Here is a 12519-nt window from a genome sequence, read left to right as displayed (position 1 = left end):
GAGACGCGCTTGGATCCTTGACGCGGCAATACCCCACACGCTGCGCGGATGTCGATCCGTCACCGAGCGGTCAGGGAATTGTGTCGACGAATCTTGACGCATGGTGGACGTTTGATGTGGTGACTGACACGTACGGAGTGAATCTGTTTCAGGAGGCGAGCTGATATGTCCGAAGTCACCGACCGTGATCCCCTAGACCTGTTGCTGAACGACGCTGTCCCGCCGACGTCGGAAATGACACCCGAGGTAGCGCACCAGCTCGATCTCCTCGTTGCGCGATCAATGCCGACCAGTCGAAGAGGGCGGCGTTCTTGGCGGCGACCTCTCGCGGTGGGCGTGATGAGTCTTCTCATCATTGGCGGAGCCACGACTGCCACGGCGGCGGTCACCGGGGTTTGGCCGCTCTGGGCGGAGACGCCCGACGCGGTCGCGCACTTTACGTTGCCGAGCGGCGCCCAGTGCGAGTATCGCGTTGGAAACACACAAGGCCTCGACGCCGAAGCGGTTGAAGTGGTCACCGCCCATTACCGCTCGCTCGACACATCGAAGCTTCTGAACCCCGGAAACGTGGCGGCCATGGTCGCGCAGATCCGAGAGGAAGAGGCCACGGCAGCGAGCGATGGCACGATGGATGGCGCTGCGAACGCCGTCGCAATCAGCGCGGATAGCGAATACCGGCTTGCTGCATGGCGTTTGATTCACGAGGACCTGGAATCGAAACTCACAGAGTCCGGCGTGGACACGGGGGATCTGATGTCAGAGGGCCAGTTCCACTGCCCGGGAGCAGAGTGGTGAAGGCCCCGGCTGACGCGGCACGCGTGACGCGGTTGCTCACTGAACAGGCCCCGGACCTTCTTCGCTACTTTCAGCGGCGTCTCAACTACGACGACGCGGCCGATGCGGTGGCGGAGGTGATGGCGATTGCCTGGCGGCGCATCGGCCACATACCGGAGGTGCCAGAAGCCGCTCGGATGTGGCTGTTCGTCGCCGCCCGGAATGTCTCAGCGAACTGGGTGAGGACGTACACCCGAGAGCGAGAACTCACAGCGAAGCTTGCGGCTGCCACACTCGCCGCGCCGCGGGTCGGGAGCTCTGCTGACTCAGGAAGCGACGTCCGGGACGCGATCGAGCGCCTCGACCCCCAGGACGCGGAACTTGTACGTCTGATCCACTGGGATGGATTCTCCATCATCGAAGCGGCAGGGATCATGCAGATCAACCCTTCGACTGCTCGAGGGAGATACCAACGAGCCAAGTCCCTTTTACGCGGCATCCTCGGTGGCGTCCACGAACCAGGCGAAGCACGCTGGCAGGAAGCGGCCAGCACGCGATGAGCGCGCAACCGAGTCATCCGCACGGGCCCGGACGCGGAGCGAGAGGTGGAGCATCGTGAATAGGCCGCTCATCAGACCCGACGCAGTCCAACTGCCTCCGACGTTCTCAATCGCGGTATCGGTTCCACCAGCGGAGCACACCAACAGCAGCATCGTAGCTTCGACCCACGACCGATAACCGGTCGGGCACCGTGCCGTGAACGGTCGGCACCTGTGCGCGAAGTCGATCGCATGGAACGGCGCAATCGTCGCCGCACGGGACGCCCGTGCAAACCGCTCGATGGAGATGCTCGGGAGGGAACCCTAAACGCACTTCTGAAGGGCTACCCGGTCGCCGTCTCCTACCCTGCCGCCCCCCGACGAGACGATCAGCGATGCGCGCAGGCACTTCTGTGGGCACCGTCGCGAACCCTTGTGGAAAGCGGGATCACGCTTAAACCTGGTTGCATGGCTCGGAGTAGGAATTCGAAGCTGGATGCACGGCGTCAGGCAGCTTACGCGCGTCAGCGCGAAGCCAATGACAGCGCCGCCACGGCGGCTCGACATCACGCGGCAGAGCTCCGGCGGTTGCAGCTCGAGGCAGATGCACGGCGTGAACTCGAGCTGGAGTGGGGGACGCAGCGAGATGGGCTCACATGCTTCGCGACATCTCGAAGCAACTCGAGAAGCTGCATCGTTCGGGGCGAACGCTGCTGCGTGAGCGCACGGCCTGGTGAGTGCGCTGCGGAAGACCGACGTGTCGTGGGTGATGCTCTCCAGCTGGTCGGGACTCAGCCGTCAAGCGCTCAGTAAACGTTCGACACAGTCCTAACCTTCACGTCATCGCGGCCTTGGGGCAGTGATCCTTCACCGACCGCGAGAGTGGGCACCCACCGCGGCGTTCCGGGCTTTCGCGGCAGCCTCCTGCCTCCGCTGCGCTCCGGTCGTCGACCCTCCTGTGGGCTGCGTCAAGGCTCGTCGTGCCGTTGACGACGTATGACCAGCGCAGGTCGAAGCCCCGTCCTCCACACCGTCGGCACACCACCCATAAGTGATGATTGGCACGAACAGCACGCTGACGCCGAGCGCTGCGATTGCGCGCCCCACGATAGCGTGGCGACGGCGGATCTCAGAGCGGCCATGGCAACCAGCAAGTCAGTCCGAGGAGTGGGTGAGAACGACTGTCATCGAGTTGGGATGGGCGGATTCCTCCCCTCCGACGGCGAGAGGGTAAACAGTCGTTGGCGGCTCCGTTCCCTCCGCTCGCTATTTGCAGCAACATCACGGACCTCCTCACCCGCCGAAACGGCGATCGGGACTGCTGCGTCACCAGCGGTAGTCGCAAGTGATCACGACAGGCCATCGCCTCGACGGCCAATCCTCAGCCTGCGCTTGGAGATGTCAATGTCGTTCATGCTCGCTTCGCTGCGCGTGCTCCACATTGACATCTCCAGCGCTCCGGCCGTGGCTGGCCGCCTATCGAGCCGACTCCCCACCCATGACCTATCAGCAACCGCTCGCTCCGGGCACTGCACCCCCGCGGACCGCTTGGCGGCTGATTGTCCGCGCGACGGATCCGCACGGGCGGCATGCTCGCGTCGGCGCTTCATGGTGAACTAAAAGAATGACGTCGGCGATCGAGATCTTCGAGTCCACCGATGGAGTGGTCTCCCTCGAAGTGCGCAGTGAGGGCGAAACGGTGTGGGCGTCCCAGGCCGATATCGAGGAGCTCTTTGGGATCGATCAGTCGGGCGTCTCTCGTCACATCCGCAACATCCTCCGAGCGGAGGAAGTCGCCGCCGAAAGCAATATGCAGAAAGTGCATATCGCTGGGTCGGACCGCCTCGTCACCCTCTACAGCCTCGACGTCGTGCTGGCAGTCGGCTACCGAGCCAACTCCGCGCGCGCGATCGAGTTCCGACGTTGGGCGACCGATGTCCTGAAGCGCTACCTCCTCAAGGGCGTCGCGACGAACGAGCGCCGACTTCGAGAGCTCGATTCGCTCGTACAGGTGCTCTCACGCTCCAACGATCAGCTGGTCGCGGGCGTCGCGGAAGTCGTCGCACGATACCTGCCGAGTCTGCGCACCCTCCGCGACTACGACGAGGGCGAGATCCCGACCTCAGCCGGCGACGCACCGACTTGGACGCTCACATACGACGAAGCCCGCACCCTCATCGACGAGATCGGTGCGGAGTTCCCCGCCGACACCCTGTTTGGAGGCGAGCGCGGCGACGCCCTGCGCGGGGTGGTGACAACGATCTACCAGAGATTCGGGGGAGTGGACCTCTACCCGACCGTCCAGGACAAGGCGGCGAATCTGCTCTACCTCGTCGTCAAGGATCACCCGCTCACCGACGGGAACAAGCGCAGCGCCGCGGCGCTGTTCGTCCACTTCCTCGCCCGAAACGGCGTGCTCGATGTCGAGCGCGGAGTCGCCCGGATCTCGAACAACGCGCTTGCCGCGATCACCCTGATGATCGCGATGAGCGACCCCAAGGAGAAGGACCTGATGATCGCCCTCCTCGTCAGCATGCTGGCCGGAGACGCGTAAACCGTGCTCCCGCCGCCGGCTCAGGATTTGACGCCGAAGTTCCGTAGCAGCGCCGCTCGTGGGATCATCCGTATCGGGCCGAGCTGGACGGTCGGAATCGTCCCACTGTCGATGCCGAGCTGGACGGTCGGAATCGTCCCACTGTCGATGCCGAGCTGATTGTTCGATAGTCCACGCCGACGAGCGCGAGGCGCGCGTCCAATGGGCAGTGGCGGCGTCAGCGACGCGCGTGGTCACCGTCTCGCGCGGCGAGGGCGAGCCGAAGTCGTTCTTTGCTTATCTCGCTGACGTGCAGGCGGGGAGCGCACCGCCGCAGAGGCCATCACTGAGGCTGTCGTTCTCTATCGGATCGCCTCCACCGTCGACCTGGCGCCGCTCAAGTTCGTCGCCAGCGAGCTCGACGTCAGCGTCAGCACCGCGACGCGCATGATGGCGAAGGCGCGGCAGCAGGGGCTCGCGACCGACTTGATCACTCGAGAGACCTGCAACCGAATCCGCGGGACCGTCGATCGGGCGCTGACGCCGTCCGCGAGGGCTGGCCGCGGATCGCCGAGCGGCGTAGCCTAGGAGGAGAGGGCTGTGGCGAGCACTGCCGGCAAGTCGTGGCAGGGTGTTCGTGCGCAGAATCGATGTCGAGGCCAGCCTCCGCCGAATCGCCCACAGATCGCCCGCGTTTGGTCTGAATGTGGGCGATTTTCAATGCATGTACTTGTCGCAGCATGCCCCGCAGAGCTGCATGTTTCCGCGGCCCGTTTCGCTTTTCCGGGTGTTGGGCTCGCCGGGGGACTCGCGGCTTGGGCGGCGACCCTTCGATGGGACGGGCCTGCGACACCGACGCGTGAGATGACCTCGAGGCACGCGTCGATGATCCGCTTGCGGCGGTCGGGGTCGTTGCGGCGAATACGCTGGAATCATCGCGCCGTTCGGTCGCGTTCTGTGATGCCCTGATGTCCATGAAAGGCAGACCACCCAGCCGTGCTCGCTCCTCCTGGCGATCATCTAAATCGCCTTCGTCAGCCTGGGACTTCCCGACTCCCTCGTGGGAGCCGGCTGGCTGGTGATGCACCAGGACCTCGGCGTCCCCATCGCCTTCGCCGGAATCATCACGATGATCATCGCCGGCGGCACCATCTTCTCGAGCCTCGCGTCCGAGCGGGTCACCCGCCGATTCGGCGTCGGGGCCGTGACGGCTGTCAGTGTCGGGATGACGGCGGCGGCACTCGTGGGATTCTCCGTCTCCGGATCGTTCTGGATGCTGTGCCTGTGGGCGATCCCCTACGGTCTGGGAGCCGGCGCCGTGGACGCGGCCCTGAACAACTACGTGGCCGTGCACTATGCCGCCCGACACATGAACTGGCTGCACGCGTGTTGGGGGTTGGGCGCGTCGATCAGCCCCTTCATCATGAGCTACGCCCTCGCCTCCGGGTCGGGCTGGTCCAATGCGTACCTCATCGTCGGCCTCATCCAAGCCGTTCTCACGTTCATGCTGCTGATCAGCATCCCCCTGTGGAACAAGGTCAACCCCATCGTTCCGAGCAGTCGAGCCGCGGAGATCGACCAAGCGCAATACGCCGGTGATCAGGCGTCCGGACGGGGCAGAGCCTATGTCCCGCTCGCGCGGGCGATCCGTATTCCCGGCGTCGTCTTGATCCTGACCGCCTTCCTCGCCTACTGCGCGCTCGAGAGCACGGCGATCCTCTGGGCATCGACGTACCTGGTCACCGATCGCGGAGTCGCCCCGGCGACTGCGGCTGCCTTCGCCTCGCTGTTCTTGCTCGGCATCACTGCGGGGCGGTTCTTGGCCGGCTTCTTCGCCGACCGAGTCGGAGACCAGCAGATGATCCGTGGTGGTTTCGTGGCGGTCGGCCTCGACGTCGTCATGCTCGCGCTTCCGCTGGAGACCACCGTGCTTGCACTCGTGGGGCTCGTGGTTCTCGGACTCGGCTGCGCGCCCATCTACCCCGCGATCATCCATTCCACTCCGATCAACTTCGGCCGCCGCAACTCGCAGGCCATCATCGGCATCCAAATGGCCGCGGCCTATACCGGCTCCACGTTCGCGCCACCGTTGTTGGCGCCATCTCGACGTGGACGGGAATGTGGACCTTCCCGCTGTTCCTCGCCGTACTGGTCGCACTGGGCCTCTTCATGTCCGAGCGACTCAACCAGCTCGTGAGACGCCGAGAACGAGTCGGAAACCTGAGCCATCGGTAGGCCCGGTCACGAGAAGGCCCCGGATCCCGCTGAAGTCAGCGGTAGCCGGGGCCATCGTCAGCAACGGGGCTGAACTCGTCAGCGCCACACCTCGTCGATCGGGATGTCGCGCTGAAGGATGTTCGTCGCCGCACGGTGTCCGGAGTACATCGCCGCGGGAACCGTCGCCGGGTCGTCGGTCCAGGTCGCTTCGCCGGCGATGTGGAGCACGCCGCCGACAGGCGTCGCGAGGTCATCGTGATCCGCCGTCGTCGAGCCCACCGTCATGTAGGCGTAAGAGCCGTGGGCGAACGGGTCATCCTGCCAATCCGTGACGTGCACGTGAGTCGGCCGCTCCACCCTGTCGCCGTACAGCCGGCGCAGCTGCGCGAGGACCGATTCGACGATCTCCTCTTCGGTCCAGTCGCGCGTCTGCACGGCCGCCGGCCCCGCGGCGAACGTCAGCAGGGTGGGGGTGTCGTGAAGCGCCGTCAGGTCATACCAGGAATGCCACCACCGGCTCTCGGGTCCCTGCTGACGAATCGCGTAGACACCGTCGTCCCAGAACTTGGTCCGAAATCGCAGGAAGACCTTCTCGAAGGCGTTCATCTCGAGTCGGCTCAAGGCGCCCGCGGCGGGTTCGGGCAGAGGCGGCTCGATCACGAAATCAGCCGCCTTCAGCACGCCGATCGGCACCGTCACCACAGCGGTGTCGCTGGTCAGCGTGCCCTGGTCGGTGGTGACGGTGACTCCGTCCTCGGACCACCGCACGTGTGAGACGACGTGGATGAGGCGGATATCGAGCGCGGCAGCGAGCTGGCGCGGGAGGCGGTCGTAGCCATCGGGGAACACCACCTCGTCGCCCTCGATGAAATCGTCGTCGAGACCATGGGCGGCGAGATCCTCGATCCATGCCCCGTACTGCTCCTCCGACCGATGCTCCAGGTACTCGCGCACGCGCTGCGTCCGCTCCGCATCCCAGCCCTGTGCCGCGAGGGCCGTCTCGGTGACGTCGCGGTACGACGCATCCGGAGCCGAGTCCGCGACCACCGCGAGGAGCGTGGCATCGACCGTGTGGATGTCATCCGCGAAAGCCCGGGCGGCGGCATCCGTCAAACGCTCGCCGTCCGGACCGTAGTAAGCGATCGGGCGGCTGTCGGGCTGATAGCCACCGACGGTGAACTCCGCCGTGCGCATGCCGAACGCCTCGGCCGCCGCGGCGACCGGGCTGTCGGTGACGCCGTGGATCCAGGATGCGCCGAGATCGGTGACGAGTCCGTAGAAGTGGCGATCCGTCGAGACCCGCCCGCCCACGCGGTCGCGCGCCTCGAGCACCACGACACGACGGCCGGCCTTCGTCAGCAGGCGGGCAGCCGTCAGGCCCGCGACTCCAGCGCCGACCACGATCGTGTCGAAATGATCCATCACTGATCTTCCTCCCGTCCAGCGCCCCGGACGAGCGTGTATCCGACGCTATCGACAGGCCTGATCTCGCGCGACCCGAGAGGGCTGGGCGTCGGCCGGGGGGCGAGAGGAGCGCACGTATCGTTCACCGTTTGCACATTTCGGGTTCATCGACATCTTCGCGCCCAGGCCCGAGCATTGGTCCATTCGGCGTCGGGGCCGGAACGTGTCCATCGGCCCCTCGGGGTCATTCCACGATCCGAGAGGTGTCACGATGAGCCGACCTGTGCGAGTGCTCTCGCTGTACGAGGGGTTCTTCGCCGGGGGCGCGCGAATCCTGCACAGCGACCTGATCGCGGGACTCCACGCAGGCGGCGACCAGGTGCACAACGTGCTGGCCATCGCGTCTCGCACGCGTCGTGAGGCGACGCTGCAGCCGATGGTGGACGACGCGCGGTATCAGCGGCTCGCACGCGCGGGAATCGACGTGGCGACGCTCGGACGAACCGCCGGCGATGCGCCTCCGGATCGCTTCTCGTACACCGAGAGCGAGCTCGAGATCGCGAGTCGCGCCGTCCGGCGCGCCGACGTGATCCTCTCGCTCAAAGAGCAGCCGATCGGCCTGCTGCTGGCCCTCCGCGATCGCGGTCTCATGCCCGGCATCCCGGTGGCGGCATGCCTGCATCGCTCTGACCCGATGCACTCCGGACCGGCGCTGGGATGGCTCGCGGAAGCATCCGAGACGGGCCTGGTGACCGCCACGATATCGTGCGCCGACTCGACGAGCGAAGCCTACGCGAGGGCGGGGGTCGCCGCGCACGACCGCTACGTCGTCGCCAACGGCATCGACACCGACCGGTTCGCCCCGCACTCCGACGTCGATGAGGCGGACACGCGGGCCAATCTCGGCATTCCCATGAACGCCCCGGTGATCGCCTTCGTCGCGCGCTTCGACGCGATGAAGGACCCCGGCCTGTTCCTGCGGGCGGTCGCGGTGTTCCGGGCGCAGCGGCCCGACGCCCACTTCCTACTGTGCGGCGCGGGCATGACGTGGGACAACCCTGCGTTGCGCGAACTGGCCGAGGACGCGTCCCTCGGACCGTCGTCCGCCCTGCATCCGCTCGGAATCCGCGACGACATGCCAGCGCTCTACGGGATCGCCGACATCGTGGCACTCACGAGCGCATTCGGCGAGGCATCCCCGCTGTGCCTGCTCGAGGGGGCGGCCTGCGGTGCGACACCCGTCACCACGAACGTCGGCGACGCGGCCCGAGCCGTAGAGGGGATCGGTCTGGTCACTCCGCACGATCCGCACGAGATCGCCGCGGCGTGGCTCCGGGTGCTGGAACACCGCGGCAGCTGGCGGGATGCCGCCCTCGCCGCACGACCGAGGCTCGGTCGCGATCGCATGATCGCGGAGTACCGCTGCGCCCTCGGACAGCTGATTCAGTCGGAGGAGGCCGCGGCCTGACCGAGCATCAGCTCTTCGGCCACTCGATGAGCAGAAGGCCTTGCTTCGTATCGGCGAGCTTCACCGCGCCGGCGGCGAAGAGGTAGGTCATGCCGTATCCCTCTTCGTCGGTCGCGATCGTGGTGTCGGGGCTCTCGGTGATGTAGACGCCCTGATCGGACTCCTCGCGCACCCAGCCCTGACTCAGCAGCTCTTGCTGCGCGGCGACGGCATCGGCGTCGGAGATGGCGGCCCACCCGAACATCTGACCGTGGTCGCCCGCGGGTCCTTCGAAGTCGGCCCAGACGCACTGCAGCCCGTCGGGCACCTCGAGGCTGCCGATGTAGAACGGCTCGGCCTGCGAAGTCCAGTTGACACTCTCGAACGAATCGACCACGCTCTGGCCGATGATCGTCTCGCAGGTCGGTTCGGCTGTCGCCTCCGGTTCGGAATCGGGGGTCGCCGATGCCGCGGGCGCGGGAGCGGTCGCCGTCGGCGCCGTCGTGGTTGCTTCGGGCTCACCCTCGGGCGCGCCGGAGCATGCCGTCGTCAGCAGGGCTGTCAGGGCGAGCACAGCGGCGGCGACACCGAGGCGGGAAGTGCGTGGGGGGATCATCGCGGGGACTCCGGGGAGGGATCGAGGGAGGATCGTGCGGGGAGGTTCGTGCGGGCGGATCAGTCGGCGTGAAGCAGATCGAGGTAGGCGTCGTGCAGCACCCGGTTCGTGGCGAGCGACGAGCGCTCGGCGAGCGAGTCGTTCCCTGCGAACGAGGTGAAGCGGCCGCCCGCCTCGGTCACGATCGGCACCAGGGCGGCGATGTCGTACTCCTTCACGCCGAACTCGGCGACGAGTTCGAGGCGGCCTTCGGCGAGCAGCATGTAGGGCCAGGTGTCGCCGTAGCCGCGGTCGCGCCACACCGAACTCGTAAGGCGCTCCAGCGCATCGAGTTCGCCGGCTTCTCGCCACTGCCCGATGCTCTGAAAGCTCACGCTCGAGTCTGCGATGGTCTCGACACCCGAGACGGCAAGGCGCCTGGGTGAGCCCGAGGGAGCGTTCGTCCAGGCTCCGAGTCCGGTAGCCGCCCACCAGCGGCGCCCGATCGCGGGCTGACTGGCAACGCCGACACGAGGCACGCCATCGATCGCGAGCGCGATGAGGGTCGTCCACATCGGGATGCCCTTGAGATAGTTCGCGGTGCCGTCGATCGGGTCGATGATCCACTGACGGTCCGATTCGCCCGTGATCCCGAACTCTTCGCCGAACACGCTGTCGCCCGGGCACTCGGCCTCGATGAGCGCGCGGATCGCCCGTTCCGTGGCGAGGTCGGCCTCGGTGACATGACTGGCGTCCGACTTCAGACGGATGTCGAGATCCGAGGCATCGAATCGGCTCATGGATGCTGCATCCGCAGCGTCCGCGAGACGCAGCGCGAACTCGAGATCGGCCTGCAGATCCCCCTCGAACGGCGTGTCGAACGACGGCTGCGAGAGAGGGGAGGTCACGGGATCAACGATACCGGCGCGGTCCGGCCCTCGATTTCACGAGACGCGATCGTGATGCTAATGTTGGTCCTCGTTCGCCTCGTGTGAACAACGCACCTCTAGCTCAATCGGCAGAGCAACTGACTCTTAATCAGTGGGTTCTGGGTTCAAGTCCCAGGGGGTGCACATCTGTGCAAGCCAATCCAGGCTGCCACCCGTTACATGGGCGATCCGAGCCACCACGTCGAACGTGGGTACGGATCGCCCATTCTCGTAGTTGCTGATCGAGTTCCGCGCTACGCCGACCCGCTCGGCCATCTGCGTCTGATCGAGTCCGGCATCCTTGCGCCACTTCGCCAATAGCTCGCCCAACGTCCACTGCATCGTCATGCTCATACGGCGATAGTAGCGCGCCCAATATCTCGACACGCCGACGGCAATCCACAGGGTTGTACACATGTGCACAGGATCGTGGGCACGTGACTACGACCAACCCCAACGGGGGAGTTCTCCACCGCGAGCGTATGCGCTTCGAGCGAGACTTCACCCAGCTTCCCAACACCTGGCTGCGTGACCGGCGCTTGAGTCGGGCGGCACGCGGTCTGCTCGGCGAGCTGATGACGCACGACGTCGGCTTCGAGCTATCGATCCAGAGCCTGTCTGCGACGGGCACTGAGGGACGTGACGCCATCCGCACGATGGTCACCGAGCTCGAGCGCGAGGGCTACCTCACGCGTCACCGTGAGCGCCGCAGGGGGCGCCTCGGCGGCACGGTCTGGACCCTCACGGACCCGTGGGACGTGCCGCCCGCAGCGCCGGTGCTGTCAGGCCTCGAGCGCCCGTCTCCCACCTATGACGGAAAAGCCTACGTAGGTGGAACCTACGTAGGCCCGACCGTGCCTGGAAATCCGACGACTAAAGAAGACCATCTAAGAACATCTAAAGATTCCCAAGTACCTCACGTGAGGCCTGTGGATAACTCTCGGAGGCGCACCGCGCCGATTCTCGGCACGTGCGGCCATGAGATGGTCACCGAGCGACACTGTCGTCTCGGCTGCGTGACGGAGATCCGCGCATGAGCCTCACACTGGATTGCCGAGACGGGCAGCACCTCGCGTGCGCCGAGTCCGGCGGCTGCTGCTGCGAGTGCCACGAGCTGCACACCCGCGAAGCACCCCTCACCGAGCAAGAGCGCATCGACCTCGCCCACGATTGGGCGCTGCTGGTCTGGGGCGAGCCGCAGCCGAACGAGGACGAGACGCCGTCCGCGCGGCACGCGGCCCAGCCGCGCGGCCTGGCACGGCTGATGAGTGACCCGACATGGCGACTCAACCTCGCAGCCGCCGGCGGATGCGTGGCCGGCATGGTCGCCGTCACCATCGCGGTACTCGCCTGGACGGTCACCCGATGACCCGGCCCACACTCGCGCAGGTGTCCTGCGTCGAGCTGCTGCTGGATCTCATCACGCTCACCGAGGACACCATCCCGCTGATGATCACCACCGCCGATGTCGCCGACGCCCGCGAAGTGATCACCGCAACCCAGACGCTCGTGGTCCTCGTCGACGGGCACGAGTCCTGGATCGACCAGGCCCTCGCGTTCGACCTCGAAGCGACCGCGACCGTCAAAGCCGCGCTCGAACGGGCGGTGCTCCGATGAGCCCACGCGATCCGCGGTTCCCATCGCCGATGTTCCACGCCGAGCAGCTACACGAGCACACCTGGCGCGGCGTCGTCTTCAGCGTCGGGCAGCGCGTCGAGTACTCGGCGCGCAACTGCACCGCCCTCGAGTACTCGCTTGCGCGGCCCGCGCCTCGCCTCGAAGCGACCGTCGTCGAGCTGTGGCTGGAGTGGTGGGAGAACGGGCAGACACACCTGCTCTACGCCGAATGCCTGACGGACGACGGCAACGCGCAACGACTCTGGTTCCACCGCGACGACGTGCAGCATCCGTCCGGATTCGTCGAGCACGCCGCAGGCCAGGTTGCAGGGGCGCTCTGGTGATCGACACCCTGCCCGCGTGGTTCTGGATCCCGGCATCCGTCGTGCTCTGGGGCTACCTCATCGCCGACGCGATCGCGCGCCGGCTCAACCGAAGGAGAGACATGCAGACCATCGTCATCG

Annotated in this window: 13 protein-coding genes and 1 tRNA gene; 10 read left to right on the top strand and 4 right to left on the bottom strand. The window is 66.3% G+C overall.

Annotated features, from left to right (window positions below; genetic code table 11):
* Positions 1-165 precede the first annotated feature (165 nt).
* From KEC57_RS18270 to KEC57_RS18250, 4 genes are all read left to right on the top strand, one after another.
* Entirely contained in the window at positions 166-795 is a 630-nt protein-coding gene (locus KEC57_RS18270) for a hypothetical protein (protein WP_229386133.1), read from the top strand.
* Positions 796-818: 23 nt separating this feature from the next.
* Positions 819-1334, top strand: a complete 516-nt coding sequence (locus KEC57_RS18265; RefSeq protein ID WP_229386132.1) for an RNA polymerase sigma factor — start codon at positions 819-821, stop codon at positions 1332-1334.
* Positions 1335-2937: 1603 nt separating this feature from the next.
* A complete protein-coding gene (locus KEC57_RS18260; protein ID WP_229386131.1) occupies positions 2938-3867 on the top strand; it encodes a type II toxin-antitoxin system death-on-curing family toxin in 930 nt (309 codons plus the stop codon).
* 1060 nt (positions 3868-4927) lie between these two features.
* The gene (locus KEC57_RS18250) at positions 4928-6043 is read left to right on the top strand and encodes an MFS transporter (RefSeq protein ID WP_229386205.1); all 1116 of its coding nucleotides are present in this window, start codon (positions 4928-4930) and stop codon (positions 6041-6043) included.
* Positions 6044-6159: 116 nt separating this feature from the next.
* Here KEC57_RS18250 and KEC57_RS18245 read toward each other — a convergent pair whose 3' ends face one another.
* Positions 6160-7485, bottom strand: a complete 1326-nt coding sequence (locus KEC57_RS18245) for a flavin monoamine oxidase family protein (protein WP_229386130.1) — start codon at positions 7483-7485, stop codon at positions 6160-6162.
* Positions 7486-7738: 253 nt separating this feature from the next.
* On the opposite strand from KEC57_RS18245, the gene KEC57_RS18240 reads away from it, so the two are divergent.
* A complete protein-coding gene (locus KEC57_RS18240; RefSeq protein WP_229386129.1) occupies positions 7739-8935 on the top strand; it encodes a glycosyltransferase in 1197 nt (398 codons plus the stop codon).
* Positions 8936-8942: 7 nt separating this feature from the next.
* Here KEC57_RS18240 and KEC57_RS18235 read toward each other — a convergent pair whose 3' ends face one another.
* Both KEC57_RS18235 and KEC57_RS18230 read right to left on the bottom strand, forming a co-directional pair.
* Positions 8943-9530: a hypothetical protein gene (locus KEC57_RS18235; protein WP_229386128.1), complete on the bottom strand. Its 588-nt coding sequence runs from the start codon at positions 9528-9530 to the stop codon at positions 8943-8945.
* 59 nt (positions 9531-9589) lie between these two features.
* A complete protein-coding gene (locus tag KEC57_RS18230) occupies positions 9590-10417 on the bottom strand; it encodes an inositol monophosphatase family protein (protein WP_229386127.1) in 828 nt (275 codons plus the stop codon).
* Positions 10418-10509: 92 nt separating this feature from the next.
* Here KEC57_RS18230 and KEC57_RS18225 point away from each other — a divergent pair.
* Positions 10510-10582 (top strand) — tRNA-Lys (locus KEC57_RS18225).
* Here the strand turns inward: KEC57_RS18225 and KEC57_RS19200 are convergent.
* A complete protein-coding gene (locus KEC57_RS19200) occupies positions 10544-10780 on the bottom strand; it encodes a helix-turn-helix domain-containing protein (RefSeq protein ID WP_372457108.1) in 237 nt (78 codons plus the stop codon). The two genes, KEC57_RS18225 and KEC57_RS19200, sit on opposite strands and share 39 nt — an antisense overlap.
* 95 nt (positions 10781-10875) lie before the next feature.
* Here KEC57_RS19200 and KEC57_RS18220 point away from each other — a divergent pair, with 95 nt between their 5' ends.
* The 4 genes from KEC57_RS18220 to KEC57_RS18205 are packed head-to-tail and all read left to right on the top strand — an operon-like array spanning position 10876 to position 12399.
* Entirely contained in the window at positions 10876-11475 is a 600-nt protein-coding gene (locus tag KEC57_RS18220; protein ID WP_229386126.1) for a hypothetical protein, read from the top strand.
* The gene (locus KEC57_RS18215) at positions 11472-11807 is read left to right on the top strand and encodes a hypothetical protein (protein ID WP_229386125.1); all 336 of its coding nucleotides are present in this window, start codon (positions 11472-11474) and stop codon (positions 11805-11807) included. Before KEC57_RS18220 ends, KEC57_RS18215 begins: the two co-directional genes overlap by 4 nt.
* Positions 11804-12055, top strand: coding sequence for a hypothetical protein (locus KEC57_RS18210; RefSeq protein WP_229386124.1), 252 nt, complete (start codon positions 11804-11806; stop codon positions 12053-12055). Before KEC57_RS18215 ends, KEC57_RS18210 begins: the two co-directional genes overlap by 4 nt.
* A gap of 29 nt (positions 12056-12084) precedes the next feature.
* Positions 12085-12399 (top strand): hypothetical protein, encoded by a 315-nt coding sequence (locus KEC57_RS18205; RefSeq protein WP_229386123.1) that lies wholly within the window; start codon positions 12085-12087, stop codon positions 12397-12399.
* The last annotated feature ends 120 nt before the right edge of the window (positions 12400-12519 follow it).

Source organism: Microbacterium allomyrinae, from assembly GCF_020682705.1.
Taxonomy (GTDB): Bacteria; Actinomycetota; Actinomycetes; order Actinomycetales; family Microbacteriaceae; genus Microbacterium; species Microbacterium allomyrinae.
The sequence above is the reverse complement of the archived record's forward strand: the minus strand, read 5'-3'. Positions and strand labels throughout refer to the sequence as shown.

Coding starts and splice junctions, on each gene's coding strand:
- KEC57_RS18260 (WP_229386131.1), top strand. CDS start 2,938: ATGACGTCGGCGATCGAGATCTTCGAGTCCACCGATGGAGTGGTCTCC.
- KEC57_RS18235 (WP_229386128.1), bottom strand. CDS start 9,530: ATGATCCCCCCACGCACTTCCCGCCTCGGTGTCGCCGCCGCTGTGCTC.
- KEC57_RS18240 (WP_229386129.1), top strand. CDS start 7,739: ATGAGCCGACCTGTGCGAGTGCTCTCGCTGTACGAGGGGTTCTTCGCC.
- KEC57_RS18270 (WP_229386133.1), top strand. CDS start 166: ATGTCCGAAGTCACCGACCGTGATCCCCTAGACCTGTTGCTGAACGAC.
- KEC57_RS18245 (WP_229386130.1), bottom strand. CDS start 7,485: ATGGATCATTTCGACACGATCGTGGTCGGCGCTGGAGTCGCGGGCCTG.
- KEC57_RS18210 (WP_229386124.1), top strand. CDS start 11,804: ATGACCCGGCCCACACTCGCGCAGGTGTCCTGCGTCGAGCTGCTGCTG.
- KEC57_RS18250 (WP_229386205.1), top strand. CDS start 4,928: ATGCACCAGGACCTCGGCGTCCCCATCGCCTTCGCCGGAATCATCACG.
- KEC57_RS18205 (WP_229386123.1), top strand. CDS start 12,085: ATGTTCCACGCCGAGCAGCTACACGAGCACACCTGGCGCGGCGTCGTC.
- KEC57_RS18215 (WP_229386125.1), top strand. CDS start 11,472: ATGAGCCTCACACTGGATTGCCGAGACGGGCAGCACCTCGCGTGCGCC.
- KEC57_RS19200 (WP_372457108.1), bottom strand. CDS start 10,780: ATGCAGTGGACGTTGGGCGAGCTATTGGCGAAGTGGCGCAAGGATGCC.